The sequence below is a fragment of the Desulfonatronum zhilinae genome (assembly GCF_900182865.1).
GTDB lineage: Bacteria > Desulfobacterota > Desulfovibrionia > Desulfovibrionales > Desulfonatronaceae > Desulfonatronum > Desulfonatronum lacustre.
This window is the reverse complement of sequence record NZ_FXUJ01000002.1, coordinates 113,801-129,060: the sequence shown is the minus strand read 5'-3', so window position 1 is coordinate 129,060 and position 15,260 is coordinate 113,801. Positions and strand designations below refer to the sequence as shown.

Below are 15,260 nucleotides of genomic sequence, written 5' to 3'. Positions count from 1 at the left end.
ATGCGCGCTTATGATCTGGCAGTCCAGAACTTTTCAGTGGCCGAACATCTTCTTGACTTGCACCAATTGTTCCGCAATCTGCGGGAATGTCCCTCAGACAACCAACTCCATCTCGCCGTGTGCAAGTGCCTCGATGTTCCGGAAAACACCGTGCTCAGGCATGCCAGAAATGATCAACTGGTCATGGTGGCCAAGGCCGCCTCACCGATTCCGGCCAGCCTTCTGGTTCAGGACGGCGCGAATTTCCTTTTGCGGCAGGCGGTTGTCGTGGCCTGTACGGCCCTGGAATCGTTTTTCTGGGACGCCCTGCGCGAGAATGTGTTGACCATCGTCCGGGCCCGCAAGCGCCGGACGGATGACTCATTGCGGAAGATCTCCCTTTCCCTGGACGATTATCTTTCCCTGGAGGGGTACGATGATCCAGATGTCCGCCTGCAGCAGATCATTCTGAAAAATTTCGAGCGGGGCACCATTTACGACGCCGCATCCATCGAAAACATAGCCAAAATTCTCACGGTCAAGAATTTCTGGGCCCAGGTTTCGGAGAAGACCGGCAACCCGGACAACGACATCAAGCGACACATCAATGAGATCATCCAGCGGCGCAATCAGGTCGCGCACCGGGCCGATCGCCCGGATGGCGGATCGGATGCCGGAATAGGACAGCAGGAAACAGTGGACGGTCATGGGCTCAGGGTCATCAACTATGCCTGGGTCAATCCGCGCATTGCCACCACCAAGAGCGTCGTCTCCGCGGCTTCGGACATTTTTGCCCAGACCTTGCGCCAATTGAAAGCGCAACTGGCCCAGGAAGATGAACAACGGCTCGCCCGCGCCACCATGCGCCCGTCTTGAGACGTGCGTCATGAGGAGACGGAAACCATGAACGACGCCCTGATCACGCAGATCCAGAACTTCACCCTCCAGGCACGGGCGGTTTTGGAGGCCGAGGCCGCGCAGCAGCTCGAGGGGATTTACGGTTGGCTGCCGGACGGACGGTTTGCGGACGAGGGGTCGTATCCGGCCTTGGGGGAGCTTCAGGAGGCCAGGGAAACCCGCACTCGACTGGAGGCTTACGCCAGTGAGGAAAAGGGGGCCGGGGTCGGACCAAAAGATGCACGGAGCAGGCTGGCCAGGGAGATCGCGTTCACCTGGCTGAACCGGCTGGTGGCCTTGCGAATGATGGAGGAGCGCCGGCTGATCAAGCCCACGGTGGCCAGACTGGACAAGTCCAACAGCTTTATTTTCTGGCTGACCGCGGACGGCAACGAGGAGCGCTACGCCCGGCATCAGCAGGGCGGCCTGCCCCGCAACGCCATGGGTGAAGGCCCTAGCGACGAGGTCTACCGATTCTTTCTGCTTGAGGAGTGCGCCCGACTGGCCGGGGACGTCTCGGTGCTCTTCGACCCGCGCAACCTCCCCAGCCGCCTCTTTCCCCGCCCGCTGGCCTTGAAGACCATTGTGGAGTCCATGAACCAGGAGGGAATCAAGGACGCTTGGCAGGCCGGGAATGAGGAAACCATCGGTTGGGTGTATCAGGCCTTCAATGCCGAGGAACTCCAGGCCGCATTCACTGCGGCGCGGTTGACCAAGAAAAAGTTCGAAGCCGGGGATATCCCCTCAGTGACCCAGCTCTTCACTATCCGCTGGGTGGTCACGTTTCTGGTGCATAACTCCCTGGGCCGTCTCTGGCTGGAGATGCATCCGGACAGCCGTTTGCGTGATTCCCTTACCTATCTCGTCCCGTCCCAACATTCTGCCCGGCCCATTAAACCCGTCAGGCAGATCACGTTTCTGGACCCCAGCTGCGGGTCCATGCATTTTGGTCTGGTGGCTTTTGATCTGCTGGTTGAGATGTACAAGGAGGAAATGGACATGGCCGGCCGGCCAGGCTGGCCCGAGCGGGCGAGCGTGGCCTCGGTCGACGACATACCCGCAAGCATCGTCGCCAACAACATCCATGGGCTGGATATTGACCTGCGTGCGGTGCAGCTTTCGGCCCTGGCCTTGTTCCTCAAGGCCCGCACCATGAATCCGACATGCGTCTTTACCGACCGCAACCTGGCCTGCGCCAACGTGGAGGCCGTGACCGGCGGGCGGCTGGACGCCTTCATCGCCGAATCCCATTTTTCCAGCCCCATCTATGAGCGTGTCCTGCGGGCCGTTGCCGCCAGCTTGAAGGATTCCGACCAGCTCGGCAGCCTACTGCGCCTGGAAAAGACTCTGGATGCGCTTATCGCCGAGGAGCGCGGGCGGCTCAACGCCAGAAAGCAGCATGGTTTTTTCTTCCCCGGCATATCTGAAGTGCAGTTCACCACTGCGCAGGGCGTCCAGGAATTTTTCGAAGTCTTGCACATTCAAATCACCCGTCACCTGGACAACTTTGTCCGGGAGTCCCGCGGCATGGACAACGAACCTGCCCATTTTGCCACGGAAACCGCCAAGGGGCTGAGATTCCTCGGGCTCGTCTCCCAGAAATATGACGTGGTGGCGACCAATCCGCCGTATCTTTCCGGTCGGAAAATGAACAATCGGCTGGCCGACCTGCTCAAGGTAAACTATCCAGAGGGCAAGTCCGACCTCTATGCCGCATTCATCCTCCGCTGCCAGGAGCTTACGCAATCCCAGGGATTTTTAGGCATGCTGACCATGCACTCCTTCATGTTCATCAGCAGCTACCAAAATTTACGCGAAACTTTGCGCCAGCATGTCTGCGTGGAAACCCTGGCCCATTTCGGCGGCGGTCTGTTTTCCGTGGGCAATCCCGGCACCCTCCAGACCGCGGCCTTCATCCTGCGCAAGGAAGAAAATGAACAACAACGCCTGGAGCATCAGGGCGTCTATTTCCGTCTGGTCCGGGAAAAGAATTCGGAAGCCAAAAGGATAGCGTTTGAGAATGAGTTGAATATTCTACATTCTAATTATTCCGATAGGTTGGCCTATACTGTAGGGCAAGAGAGTTTCGATGAGATTCCGGGAAAGCCGTGGAGCTATTGGACGGGAGACTTCGTTCGCGGACTTTTCCGGAAATTGGAGGTGTTAGGAAAATCCACTCCTCCGAGGGTGGGCTTGCAGACTGGTGAAAACGCTCGCTTCCTTCGTAAATGGTGGGAAGTCGGTTTACAGCGTGTAGAACAAAAAGCCACTTCGTGCACTCAAAGCAAGAGCACAGGGAAAAAATGGTTTCCTTACATGAAAGGCGGTTCCCCGAAGCCGTGGTTTGGAAATCAAGAGCACGTTGTGAATTGGTACAATAACGGATCTGAAATTGATGCTTTTCGTCCACGCGCAGTCATACGTAATCCCAACTACTATTTCTCGATTGGCATAACTTGGAGTGATGTAAGTTCCAGTGGGTTTGCAGGTCGAATTTCACCAGGTGGTTTTATCCATGATGTCAAGGGAATGACGTGTTACCCTCAAGAAAGGGAAATCTATGCTATTTTAGGTTTATTTAATTCAACATTGGCAAAATTCATCTTAAATGCATTAAATCCGACAATTTCATTTCAAGTTGGAGACATCGAACGCCTTCCCATTCCTGACAGCGTCTCTGAACCCCTTGATGTCAAGGTCCAGCAGGCCATTGCTCTGGCCAGGCAGGACAGCGCCGACAAGGAAACCACATATGACTTCCTGCAGCCGCCCTTTTCCGTGGGCCAAGTGGATGAGCGGCATGCCCGGTTGCGCACGGTGGAGGAGGAAATCGACAGGGAGGTTACCCGATTGTACGGCCTGACAGAGGAGGATCGGTTGGCCCTGAAGGCGGAGCTTGAGGGCGGTGCTGCTGTTGCGGAGGCGGAGGATGATGCCGGGGAAGGCGATGACGGCGCGGATATCGAGAGCGCCTGGACTGATTCGGGCTTGGGACGGGCCTGGATCAGTTACGCTTTGGGCGCGGTGCTGGGCCGGTACGCTATTGGCGAGCCGGACGGGTTGGGCCGGGGCGAGTTTGGCGAACCGACCGCGGCCGCAATTCGGGCCCTGGTGGACGAAGACGGGATCATGGCCTCGGAGCCGGGCCATCCCCAGGACATCACAGCCCGGACGTTCGCCTGCCTGCAATTGATGCGCGGCCAGGAAGCAGCTTGCGAGATTATCCGCTCGGCAACCGGTTCGGCGGCTGCGCCGGAGGAGGCTCTGCGCGCCTATCTGGACCGCTTCACCGGTACGCCGGAGGTTTCCTTCTGGCGGCACCACCTGCAACTGTACCGCAAACGCCCCATCTACTGGCCTCTCCAGTCTCCCAGGCGCACCCTGACCGTCTGGGTCTTTCAGGGGCGGTTCACCACGGACACGCTGTTCAAGGTCCGCTCGACCTTTGTCGATCCCAAGGTCCGCTGGCTGGACGCCCGGATCAGGGAACTGCGGTTCAAGGCCGAGGCCGGCTCCGGGACGGAAAAGCGCCGGGCCGAAAAGGATGCCTCTTTGCTGGCGGACCAATTGGACGACGTGCAGGAGTTTTCCACCCGGATCAACGCGGCCATCCAGCGGGGCTATGTGCCACGCATCGACGACGGCGTGCTGCTCAACGCCGCCCCGCTTTGGGAACTGCTGCCCTCCTGGCAGGACACGAAAAAGGCCTGGGCTGAACTGGAGGAAGGCAAATACGACTGGGCGCATCAGGCCATGGATCACTGGCCGGACCGGGTCCGGGAGAAGTGCGAGACCGATAAATCCTACGCCATTGCCCACGGACTGGAACAAGCGGGGTCGGCATGAACAGAATTACTGCCGTCGGCATCGAGGGGTACAAGTCCATCCAGCGTCTTGAGCGTCTGGAGCTGGGGGCGGTCAATGTGCTGATCGGCCCCAATGGGTCCGGGAAGTCCAATCTGGTCGATTTTTTTCAGCTGCTCAATTACGCCATGACCGAGGCTTTGCAGGAGTATGTCCGCAAGCGCGGCTTCGCGGAAAGTTTTCTGCACCTGGGGGCCAAGAGGACGTCCAGGATTGTCGGGGAGGTGGAATTTCTGGCCGAGCGGGGGACGAACCGCTACCGGTTCGTCCTGGAGCCGGCCGCCGGAGACAGCCTGGTTTTCGCGGAAGAGGTTTTTTTCTTCCATGCCGAGGGGCATTCCCGGCCCATTGAAGTCGCCCTGGAACCGGCTGGGCGGGAGAGCGTCCTGGCGAGGAACGGGATTGCCGGCCTGAACAAGGCCGAAGCGGAGGCGGCCCGGGACATCAAGAACCAGCTTGCCCGAAAGCGGGTTTATCAGTTCCACGACACGTCCCTTGAATCCAGGCTGCGGAAGGCGTCCGACATTGAGGACAACCGGCGTCCGCGGTCGGACGGCGGGAACCTTCCGGCGGTCCTGTTCCGGCTGCTTCGGGACAAGCCTGAATACTACCGGGCCATCATCCTTCAGCTTCGGCGCATGATCCCCGGATTCCGGGATTTCGTCCTGGAACCGGAGGGGAATCACGTACTGCTCCGCTGGCGAGGCCATGACCCGGAATATGTGTTCGGCCCGCATCAGGTCTCGGACGGCAGCTTGCGACTGATGGCCCTGGCGACTTTATTCCAGCTCCCACCGGAGGACCTGCCGGACATGATCATCGTGGACGAACCCGAACTTGGGCTGCATCCCCAGGCCGAGGCTCTGCTGGCTGGAATGATTCGATCCGTTTCAGCCCGCTGTCAGGTCCTGCTGGCAACGCAATCGGCAAGTTTCGTGGATCATTTCGAGCCCGAGGACGTCATTGTCTGCGATATGAAGGACGGCGCAAGCCGGTTTCACCGGCTTGCGCCTCATGCGCTGGAGTCCTGGCTGGATGACTACACCCTGGGCGATGTCTGGCGGAAAAACATCATCGGCGGCCAGCCATGAAGGTGGTCGTCTTTTACGTCGAGGGGCCTTCGGAGCAGGAATTCGTCAAGGAGGTCCTCGGCCCCTATCTGAACGATCGCGGGATCGTCTGGCACCCGCCTATTCTGGCGGCCAACAGCACACGCAAGGGCAGGGTGGCCAGAGGCGGCGTACGCTCCTATGAGCCCGTCAAGAAAGACTTGCTGCGTCTTTTCCGCCAGTTTTCCAGCGATACGTTCATTTTCACAACCCTGCTTGATTACTACGGCCTTCCGGATGATTTTCCATCCAGAAACCTTCCGCTCATCGCCGGCATGACGCCTCTGGACAAGGCGCGAAGCATTGAGACGGCCTGGAAGGACGACCTTGGCGACCGACGTTTTCTGCCGAACCTGCTGCTGCATGAATTCGAGACCCTTGTTCTGGTTCGTCCGGAATCCCTCCTGGCCCCGTATCCGGACATGCGTCAGGCGGTTGCCGAGCTTGCGCAAAGCATCTCCGGATTTGCCAGTCCCGAGGAGATCAACGACAACCCGGACACCGCTCCGTCCAAGCGGATACGGCGTGTTTTTCAAAAGCATCGCAGGCGATACGACAAGATTTCCGGCGGGGTGCTGGCCGTTCTGGAGCTGGGCCTGGAGGCGATCAGGGTTGAATGCCCCAAGTTCGATGCATGGCTGGGTGAGCTGGAATCCCGGGCAGGAGAGGAATAGAGGTTCATAGATGGCCAAGCTGTCCGACAGGATTCGGGGCATGATCGCCCGACAGGTGCGGGAACGGGGGATCGTCGTCTGGTACGATCCGGATCAAGCCTATGCGGGTCTGGTCCGGAATCTGGAACTGCCCGATACCGTGATCCTCCAGTATGTGGATTCGTTTTTTCGACTGCGTCGGGAACTGGAGCCGCATCTGGAATTTGTCGGGCCGGATGGACGGCCCATGGACGGTTGCGGAGTGCCGCCGAACGTGGTCGTTTATGTGCCCCTGGCACGGGAAAGCACGTCCTTTGCCCTGGTTGAAGCCGAGACCGCCGGCATTGTCGTGGAACCCGGAGCGGAATCCCTGGAACGCAACAGCCGATTGCGGGTTCAGGCCGAGACTTTTTTCCTGGAGGTTGCGCCGGAAAAGGCCGCGCATTTGGCGCGTCAGGTGGAAGAAGGGCTGCTCACGCTGGAGGATTTGGACCGCATCTCCGAGGAGGTCAACAGCATAGCGTCGGGAGCGTTGAAGCTCATCTTCGGCGCGGCCTCGCCCATCGAGTCCATCATCCTTTTTGCCTCGGGACCCTCCAGGGATGCCGACATCATGGCCAAGAGGGCCCTGGGCGAACTGCGCAACCTGATCATTTCCGAACTGGGCCTGGATTTCGGTGAGACGTCGATCCCGGATGAGGCCCGCCAAAAGCTGCGCCGGATAATCCTTCTGGCGGAGTTCGCCTCCGCCGTCCCCGTTGTCGACCGCCCTCAGGCCCTGGCCGCGATGGAACTGCCCCAAAATCCCGTCCAACAGGATGCGTTGCGGCATCTTTGCGAGACGTGGCGCAATCGGGTGGACCTCCGGGACGGTTACGTCCAGGCGGCACGCGACGTGGAGGATGCCTTGGGTCTTGGCCGATTGTCCCTTGATCCCGCGCACCTTGCGAATCTGGAGACGTTTCCGGGCATCGAGACGCCGCTGCTGCGATCCGCGCAAAGCGCACTGCTTCAAGGCCGGATCAGCGAGGCCCTGGGCCTTGCCGAAACGCGAGGCCGGTCCTTCTGGAGTCGAGAGGCGCCGGAGGTGTTTTTCAAGTGGGCGGCCCTTTCCCTGGCCTGCCAGGTTCTGAGCAAGGCGGCGGGCATACGGGAGCAGATCAAGAGCCGGGATTTCACCGCAGCGGAGATGGTGCGGGCCTACGCGCTTTTTTCCGAGCCCTGGATGATGGTGGACCGCTTGCATCGTCACTGGGAAAGCCGTTTGCTCAACCTCGACCCCGAGACCCTGGAGGAAGACGATTTCGAGAAGGTCACGGTCATGGTTCGCCGGGTGTATGCCGATCTGGTCGACGAAATGAACCGGAGTTTTGTTCACCACTTCCATGAGGCCGGGTTTGTCGTGCAAGGGGTCCTCGCCCAGCAACGGATTTTCAGCGAACGGGTCGCACCGCTTCTGTCCGGAAAGCAAAAGACAGCCTATCTGCTGGTGGACGCCCTGCGCCATGAAATGGCCGATGAACTGCTCGACGGGATGGACAAGGACTTTGAGACGTCCCTGGAACCGGCCATAGGCGCCTTGCCCTCCACCACGCCCGTTGGCATGTCCGCCCTGTTGCCCGGGGCGGAGCACGGGCTGCAAGTCACTCTGGCCAAGGGACGTTTGAGCGTGCTCGTGGAGGGACGGGCCGTGGGGGATCGCAGGAATCGCCTTGCTTGGCTGGATGAGCAGGTGTCGGGAAAGGTCGAGGCGTTGCGCCTGGCCGATGTGTTGCGCATCGGTGCAAAGCGGAAAAAGGAGTTGAAAGCGGCGGACCTGATCGTGGTCACGTCCCAGGAGATTGATTTTCTCGGTGAAGAAGGAGAGGGCCATCTGGAAACGCGACGGTGGATGGACGACATCCTGGAGCAGCTGCGCCGCTCGATCCGCATCTTGGCCAGGTTGGGCGTGGAGCGGTTCATCCTTGCGGCAGACCATGGCCATCTCTTCACGGACCGGTTTGATCCCGGAATGTTCATGGATTCCCCCGGCGGAAACGTGACGGAGCTGCATCCGCGAGTCTGGATCGGCAAGGGCGGAACGGATGCCGAAGGATCGCTCCGCGTTCCAGCCGGTGCCCTGGGCTATCCGGGCGACCTGGAGTTCGCCTTTCCGCGCGGTCTGGCCTGTTATCGGGTCAAAGGCGGGGTGGGTGGGTATTTTCATGGCGGCATTTCCTTGCAGGAGTTGGTGATTCCGGTTGCTTCCCTGCGCCCCAGGGCGACGACGACCACCGGCTCGTCAGCGGTCAAGGTCAGTCTGAGCATAGGCAAGTCCGTCATCACCAATCGTTTTTTCTCCATGGTCGCAACCCTTGGAGTGCATGGGTTTCTCGCACCAGATGAGGTCAGGGTCCGGGCGGTGGTGCTATCCGGAGACCGGGAGGTCGGGTTTTGCGCCATGGCCGCTCAGGGCTATGAAGAAGGGACGCGGGAGATCGTTCTGCGGCCTGACGCGCCCAACGCCTTGACGTTCATGCTCGCCGAGGACAAGGGCGTTGAGACCGTGATCGTAAGGATACTGGACTGCCAAACACAGCTTGTGTTGGCCTGCATGTCGGATATTCCGGTGAAGCTGGGGATGTGATGATGGACGATGCGCTGGATCGAAAGGCGACGGAAGTTTTCGCGGGCAAGGTGGTCAGGAAGGACCTGGTCCGAAAAATCAAGGTGGGCGCCAATGTTCCAGTCTTTGTCCTGGAGTATCTCCTGGGCAAGTACTGCGCCACCGATGATTCCGCGGCCATTGAAGCCGGGTTACGCGTGGTGAACAATATTCTGGCCGACAGCTTCGTCCGCCCGGAGGAAGCCAACAAGGCCCAGGCCTTGGTCAAGGAGAAGGGCAGACACTCCTTTATCGATAAAGTGAAGGTCCGGTACCTTTCCCACGATGACAAGTACTGGGCTGAGCTGGTGAATTTCGGGAACAAGTATCTGCATGTTCCGGATCGACTCGCTCGGGAGTACGACCGGTTGTTGATGGGCGGGGTCTGGGCCCAGGTGGAAATCCGTCATCAGTATGATGAGGAGGCCCGAGGGCGGCGCAGTCCGTTCTGGATCGAGGAGTTCACACCCATTCAGTTGGCCAGCTTCAGCCTTGAGGATTACAGGGCCGCCCGCTCCCAGTTCAGTGTCGATGAGTGGATTGATCTGCTCCTGCGCAGCGTCGGGTTTGAGCCCGGCCGGTTTTCGCGCCGGCAAAAGCTGCTTTTTCTCCTGCGTCTGGTTCCACTGTGTGAAAGCAACTACAATCTTGTTGAACTTGGGCCCAGGGGCACGGGCAAGTCCTTTGCCTACCAGGAGTTGAGCCCCTATGCCATTCTCCTGACCGGGCCGACCACCGTGGCCAATCTGTTCTACAACATCGGGTCCGGCAAGATCGGTCTGGTGGGGCTCTGGGATGCCGTCGGGTTCGACGAAGTGGCGGACCTGCAGAAGATGCCCAAGGAGGTGGTCACCACGCTCAAGACCTATTGCGAATCAGGGTCCTTCGCCAGGGGCAAGGAGGCCCTGGCCGGGTACGCCTCCATCGCCATGTTCGGCAATACCAACCACCCCGTGGAGGTCATGGTCCGCTCCTCGCATTTGTTCATGCCCATGCCGGAGGTGATCCGGGACGATCTGGCTTTTTTGGATCGAATCCACAGCTATCTCCCGGGCTGGGAGATCCCCAAGATGCGCATGGAGTTTTTCACGGACCATTACGGGTTCGTCGTGGACTACCTGGCCGAGGCCTTGCGCGAACTGCGGCGGCACAATTTCACGGAGTTGCTGGACAGGCATTTTTCCTTCGGAGACCATCTCAATGCCAGGGATGTGAAGGCGGTGCGCAAAACGGTGTCCGGGCTGATCAAACTGATTCATCCGGCGGGAGAAGCCAGCCGGGAAGAACTGGCCGAACTGCTGGAGCTGGGCCTGGAAAGCAGGCGTCGGGTCAAGGAACAGTTGAAAAAAATCGGTTCCTTCGAATACCATCAGACGTCCTTTTCCTATCGGGATCGCGACACATTGGCGGAGACCTTCGTGGGCGTGCCGGAGGAGGGAGGGCGCAACCTGATTTCCTCTGACCCGCTGGCCCCGGGGTGTCTCTATGCGGCGTCAGTGGATGGAGAGGGGAAGGTCGGTTTGTATCGTATTGAAGTCGGGGTGTCCGCGGGAACAGGCAAATTGCGGCTTGCCGGCGGGCTGCAAAACAAAATGAAGGAGTCTGCTCAAAGAGCTTTTGCCTTTCTCCAGGGCAACAAGACTCCCATGGGCATTGCCGCCATATTCGACACCTCGGATTTTCATGTCGAGGCCATCGATCTTCTGGGCAACAAAACCGTTTGTGAAGCCGGAGTGGCTTTTGTCGTGGCCATTTATTCCGCGGTGAAGAAAACCCAGGGCCTGCCCGGTTTGATCATATTCGGCGACATGAGCATCCAGGGCAATATCAAGGCGGTCCAATCCCTGGTCGAACCGCTGCAAACGGCCATGGAAAACGGGGCCAGACGGGCCTTGATCCCGCTGGAGAACAAGCGCAACTTTCTCGAAGTTTCCGGAGAGATCATGGAAAAGGTCGATCCGGTCTTCTATTCCGATCCCCAAACCGCGGCCATTAAGGCTTTAGGTTTGAAGTAGCTTTTTGTGAGAGATTGAGGAAGAGCGAAAATCAATCGCCGTCCGCCACCTTGTCCATCCGGTGATCCATGGCCTCGCTGAGGCGCTGGGCCACATCTTCGCGGCGCAGGTCGATCTTTTCCTGGACCCGGCACCGGAAGAGGACTTTTTTCAGATCCTTGGCGAGCTGTTCCAGTTCTTCCACGGACAGTTCAGCGCAGAGGCCGAGGATTTGGTCAATCTTGGCTTGGCTCATGGCGTTGTTTCACCTCGTTCCACAGGGCGTTCCAGGAATCCAGGTCCAGCCCTTCCAGGTCGATCCCTTTGGTTTCGGCCAACTGGGCCAGCTTGTCGAAGCGGTTCAGGAATTTGCGGTTGGCCCGGTCCAGGGCTTCGTTGGCCTTTAGTCCATGCCGTCGTCCGTATTCCACCAGGGTGAACAGGTAGTCCCCGTATTCGTCCAGGGCTTTTTCGGCTGAATTGCCGTCTTCGCCCTGGACGGTGTGCCATTCTTGCCATTCCTGGTTCAGTTGTTCCCGCACACCGTCCGTATCCGACCAGGTAAAGCCCAGCCGTGCGGCCTTGGAATTGATGCGGTAGGCCCGCAACAGGGGTGGCAGCGTCGACGGGATGCCTTCAAAAGGGCCGCGGTCGGCCTTTTCCTTCTTTTTTTCCTTTTCCCAGTTGGCCCAGAGGGCGTCCAGGTTCGCGAAAGAGGCGTCGGCAAAGACGTGGGGATGGCGTCGGACCATCTTGGCCGCGGCCTGGTCCAGGACGTCTTCCAGGGTAAAGCGTCCGTCCCGTTCCATCAGCCGGGTCACGAAAAGCAGCAGGAACCAGACATCGCCCAGTTCCTCGCGGACGTCGTCCGGTTTGTTCGAGCGGATGGCGTCCACCAGTTCATGCACTTCCTCAACCAGATAGTCGGCCAGGGTCGGCGGGGTCTGCTCCCGATCCCAGGGGCAGCCTTCAGGGCCGAGCAGTCGTTCCAGTACGTCCCGCAGGCGCAACAGCGCGGTTTGATCGCCGTCCATTATCGTTGTCCTCCCTGGTCACCGGATAATTGGGTGTTGAAAAAGTCATTATTCGGCAGTCCGTTCAAAAATCCCAAGTGCAAGGAGCAAAAAAAGCTCAAGCTCGAAGCGTATTTATTCATACGTGAGAGTTTGAACTTTTTGCGGCGACGCAGCAATTGGGAGTTTTTCAACGGACTGATAACCGTTCCTGAACGTTTTCGCGCCAGGTCTGGCGCAAGGGCTGGCTCTTTTCCTCGAATTCAAGGCGCATCTCCCTGGGCAGCAGATCCGCCAGGATGGCCGCGAAGCGATTGACCTGGGGGGCCATCCGGGATGAGGCCAGAATCTCGGCCTTTGGCGAAAGAAACGTGGTCAGAACCAGGACCAGAAGAACGCAGATCAATCCCCCCTTTAACAGGCCGATCACGCCTCCGGCAAAGCGATCCACCCAGCCCAGCAGGACGACCTTCAACAGGTGCCGCAGGACCGCGGCGACCATCAGGACGCCCACCAAGCCGGTGCAGAAGACCAGGGCGTAGCTGATCAACTGGGCCGTGCCGCGATCCGGGAGAATGCTCTCCACCAGGGGCAGGAGCATGGTGTGGTATTTGTTGGCCAGGAAGAATCCGACGATCAGGCCGGCGACGGAGGAAATCTCACCGATGAATCCGCGAAACAGGCCGCGGATCAGGGTGAATCCCAGGGTGACCAGAATCAGGATGTCCAGGGTGTTCAAATCAGCTATAGGCATGAGGGTGTCCAGAGATAGGCGTGAGGGTGAGCCCGGGAAGGGCTTTCGTGATGGATACGGGACGTGAACGGCTCGTATCATCTGACGAACGACGTTTGGAATCTGCCATGTTTCGCGGGTACGGGCAACACCGGCGGCTCGTGTCGCGGTCAGGGTTCCGGATGATTCGTGAAAGGCGGAATACCCAGGTTCAGCGGTTAGGGTGAGCGGAGCGGAAGGCCGGTCTTTCGGCCCTGTGCTTGTTGACGGTTTTTTTTCCGCCTTTGACCTAAAAACGAATGCCTTGGCAAAAAGCACCAAGTAAACAAAAACTGACCGGAAAGAACCTGATTTGAAGAGCAGCGTCGGGGAGCGCCCTCCACGGCGTACCGGTCGAGAATCCCAGGAGATTATGGAAATGTTCACCGTCAAGGCACCACAAAGTCACTCGCTCAATCCCGGCGTTGTCCTGGAATTTCTGCAACGGACCCTGCCGTTTAACGAACTGAGCCCTGGTGGCCTGGAAGAACTGGCCGAGGACGCGGCGTTGGATTTTTTCCCCAAGGGGACCGTGGTCCTGACACAAGGGGTCACGGACATCGTCCATTTGTACCTGATCCAAAAAGGCGGCGTGAAGCTCTATTTACAGGACGAATCCGGAGAGGTGACCCTGAAGGATTTTCGCGGCGAGGGCGGCGTGTTCGGAGCCTTGGGCATCATCCGCGGCGCCAAGGCCAGCATGACCGTGGAGGCTCTGGAAGATACGTTCTGCTTCTTGTTGAACAAGCAGACATTCTTGAACCTGGTCAAGAACGATCCTCGCTTGGCCCAGTACTACCTGAAATCTTTTTCCGAAAATTACATCCACAAGTCCTTTTCCGAGCTGCGCCGACAGCGGCTGACGCCCAAAGGCGAGGGCTCCTTGATCCTGTTCAGCGTCCCTGTTTCGGACATGATCAAGCGCGACGTGGAGGCCGCTCCTGGAACCTATTCCGTACAAAAGGCCGCGGAATACATGGCCCGGCACCGGATCGGCTCCCTGCTGGTGGAGGACGCCAAGGGCATTGTCCGCGGGATCATCACGGACAAGGATTTGCGCTCCAAGGTGGTGGCCAAGGGGCTGGAATACCGTACGCCGCTTCGGGAGATCATGAGTTCCCCGGTGCGGACCATCCCGGCGGACGCGGTCTGCTTTGACGCCCTGCTGGCCATGATGACCCACCAGATCCATCACTTGGCCGTGGAGGACGGGGGCAAGATCGTCGGCGTGATCACCAGCCATGACATCATGGTGCTCCAAGGCCAGTCGCCGTTGTATCTGTTCCGGGAAATCCTGGCTCAACAGACCTTCGAGGGCATACACGAGGTTTCCAGGCATGTTCCCCAGGTGGTCCGGCCGCTGATCGAGGAAGGCGGGAAGGCCAACAACATCACCCGGGTGATCACGGTGCTCAACGACCTGATCCTGGATCGCCTGTTGACCATGCTTCAGGAGCAACTCGGTCCGCCGCCGTTGCCGTTTTGTTGGATGCTCATGGGCAGCGAGGGCCGCAAGGAGCAGACCTTTCGCACCGACCAGGACAATGCTCTGATTTACGCTGATCCCCGGGACGACCAGGAAGCCCAGCGGGCCGATGCGTACTTTACCAAGTTCGCGGAAGAAGCCATCGAACATCTGGTCAAGTGCGGCTTCCCCCGGTGCTTGGGGGACATCATGGCCTCCAATCCCAAGTGGCGTTTGCCGTATTCAGGTTGGCGGGCCAACTTCGACCGCTGGGTCAGCGTGCCCGAGCCCCAGGAAGTGCTGCACTCCACGATCTTTTTCGATTTTCGGGCCGGTTACGGCGACAAGGCCCTGGCCGAGCGGCTGCGCGACCATCTGACCAAGACCGTGCAGGGCAAGGAGCTGTTTTTTCGCCATTTGGCCCAGGACTGCTTCACCTCCCGCCCGCCGCTCTCGTTTTTCCGCAACTTCATCGTGGAGCGCGACGGGGAGCACAAAAACCGACTGGACCTCAAAGCCAGAGGCCTTGTTCCCTTCTGGGATTTCGCCAGGCTGATGGCCCTGCGCCACGGCAGCCAGGAGACGAACACCCTGCGCAGACTCAAGGCCGTGGCCGACGGCGGGCATATCCCCGAGGAGCTCTACCGCAAAGCCCGAGAGGCCTACGAGTTTCTGATGCAACTCCGGCTGGTGCATCAACTGAAGTTGCTGGAGGGGGGCAAGACCCCGAACAACTTCGTCGATCCGGCGGAACTGACCGACCTGGAAAAACAAACCCTGAAAGGCGCGTTTTCGGTAATCACCAGCCTGCAAAACTTCTTGAAGTCGGCCTTCATGCTCAACGTCTAACCTGCCGTAATGCATATGCTG

10 protein-coding genes are annotated in these 15,260 nt (G+C 59.1%); 7 read left to right on the top strand and 3 right to left on the bottom strand.

Annotated features, from left to right (window positions below):
• The 6 genes from AC559A_RS02985 to brxL are packed head-to-tail and all read left to right on the top strand — an operon-like array spanning nucleotide 1 to nucleotide 11,161.
• On the top strand, nucleotides 1–855 hold the full coding sequence (locus tag AC559A_RS02985; protein ID WP_498816179.1) for a HEPN domain-containing protein: 855 nt from the start codon (nucleotides 1–3) through the stop codon (nucleotides 853–855).
• A 27-nt stretch (nucleotides 856–882) separates the two neighbouring features.
• Nucleotides 883–4,722, top strand: coding sequence for a BREX-1 system adenine-specific DNA-methyltransferase PglX (gene pglX, locus AC559A_RS02980; RefSeq protein ID WP_498816177.1), 3,840 nt, complete (start codon nucleotides 883–885; stop codon nucleotides 4,720–4,722).
• Nucleotides 4,719–5,831 carry an AAA family ATPase gene (locus tag AC559A_RS02975; RefSeq protein WP_498816176.1) on the top strand — a complete coding sequence of 371 codons (1,113 nt, stop codon included), beginning with the start codon at nucleotides 4,719–4,721 and terminating at the stop codon, nucleotides 5,829–5,831. Before pglX ends, AC559A_RS02975 begins: the two co-directional genes overlap by 4 nt.
• Nucleotides 5,828–6,523 (top strand): DUF4276 family protein, encoded by a 696-nt coding sequence (locus tag AC559A_RS02970; protein WP_498816175.1) that lies wholly within the window; start codon nucleotides 5,828–5,830, stop codon nucleotides 6,521–6,523. The genes AC559A_RS02975 and AC559A_RS02970 overlap by 4 nt, the downstream gene beginning before the upstream one ends.
• 10 nt (nucleotides 6,524–6,533) lie before the next feature.
• Nucleotides 6,534–9,128 (top strand): PglZ domain-containing protein, encoded by a 2,595-nt coding sequence (locus AC559A_RS02965; protein WP_498816173.1) that lies wholly within the window; start codon nucleotides 6,534–6,536, stop codon nucleotides 9,126–9,128.
• A complete protein-coding gene (brxL, locus tag AC559A_RS02960) occupies nucleotides 9,128–11,161 on the top strand; it encodes a protease Lon-related BREX system protein BrxL (protein ID WP_498816172.1) in 2,034 nt (677 codons plus the stop codon). Before AC559A_RS02965 ends, brxL begins: the two co-directional genes overlap by 1 nt.
• Before the next feature lie 31 nt (nucleotides 11,162–11,192).
• Here brxL and AC559A_RS02955 read toward each other — a convergent pair whose 3' ends face one another.
• The 3 genes from AC559A_RS02955 to AC559A_RS02945 form a co-directional block, all read right to left on the bottom strand.
• A complete protein-coding gene (locus AC559A_RS02955; RefSeq protein ID WP_498816170.1) occupies nucleotides 11,193–11,396 on the bottom strand; it encodes a hypothetical protein in 204 nt (67 codons plus the stop codon).
• Nucleotides 11,377–12,174 (bottom strand): nucleoside triphosphate pyrophosphohydrolase, encoded by a 798-nt coding sequence (mazG, locus tag AC559A_RS02950; RefSeq protein WP_498816169.1) that lies wholly within the window; start codon nucleotides 12,172–12,174, stop codon nucleotides 11,377–11,379. The genes AC559A_RS02955 and mazG overlap by 20 nt, the downstream gene beginning before the upstream one ends.
• A 169-nt stretch (nucleotides 12,175–12,343) precedes the next feature.
• Nucleotides 12,344–12,907 carry a CvpA family protein gene (locus AC559A_RS02945; protein ID WP_498816167.1) on the bottom strand — a complete coding sequence of 188 codons (564 nt, stop codon included), beginning with the start codon at nucleotides 12,905–12,907 and terminating at the stop codon, nucleotides 12,344–12,346.
• Between the two features lie 397 nt (nucleotides 12,908–13,304).
• Between AC559A_RS02945 and AC559A_RS02940 the strand changes: the two genes are divergently transcribed.
• The gene (locus AC559A_RS02940) at nucleotides 13,305–15,239 is read left to right on the top strand and encodes a DUF294 nucleotidyltransferase-like domain-containing protein (protein WP_498816166.1); all 1,935 of its coding nucleotides are present in this window, start codon (nucleotides 13,305–13,307) and stop codon (nucleotides 15,237–15,239) included.
• Nucleotides 15,240–15,260 lie beyond the last annotated feature (21 nt).